Genomic DNA, 743 nt, shown 5'->3' on the forward strand with positions numbered 1-743 from the left:
GGAAGAGGTTGTAGTGGATGCTCGCGAGCGTGCACAGGCCCCCGCCGCCGTGCACGATCGCCGCCCACTCGTGGAGCCCTGCCAGGAGCCGTGGGTCGCGCGCCAGGTCCTCGGCGCGCTCGAGTCTCCGGTTCACCGCGTGCAGCCGTTCGTAGGAGAGCGCGGCGTGTTCGGCGGGTGACAGCCCCTCTCTGTGACGGAACGATTCGTCGGCGATCAGTTCGCGCCAGGGGCCGTGCACGCGGCGCTGGTCGTCGCCCTCGAAGAGCAGCCGGACCAGGTCGGTGACGGTGGGCGACTGCTGGGCCGGCGCCGGGAGACTGCCTCCGGCCTCGGTGCTGCTGCCGTGCGGGCCGGTCGGCCGGGGGCAGGCCGCCGGAATGGCGCCGACCGGGGATGCCTCGGTGATGGTCAGTACGGTCATGCTCTCTCCGTGTGGTCGTTCGACGACAGTGGGAAGCACACGGCCGTAAAGATACGAACCCACCGGTTTTCTTTTCAAGGCACTTTGGTGGTCTATCAAGTGACCTAGGTCACACTCTCGAAGGTAGTTGCGGGCGAAACAGCAGTTGATAAGGGGTGTTCCGCTTCATATGCCAGGATCGGACGGGGGATTGAAAAACCGGTTAGCAGGTTTTATTCTCGTCGGCATCCAGTTCGAGCCAGGTGCAGGGGGTGTGACGTATGGCGCGTGTCGGAGTGTGGACCGGCATGATCCTCCGCCAGGCGTACTGGTAAGATAC

Annotated in this window: 1 pseudogene; it reads right to left on the reverse strand. The window is 65.1% G+C overall.

Annotated elements, in window-relative coordinates:
- Positions 1-424: pseudogene (locus tag LPA54_RS33845) on the reverse strand (hypothetical protein); the annotation flags it as partial.
- Between the last annotated feature and the right edge of the window lie 319 nt (positions 425-743).

The sequence above is a fragment of the Streptomyces sp. DH12 genome, from assembly GCF_020873895.1.
In the GTDB taxonomy this organism is placed as follows: domain Bacteria; phylum Actinomycetota; class Actinomycetes; order Streptomycetales; family Streptomycetaceae; genus Streptomyces.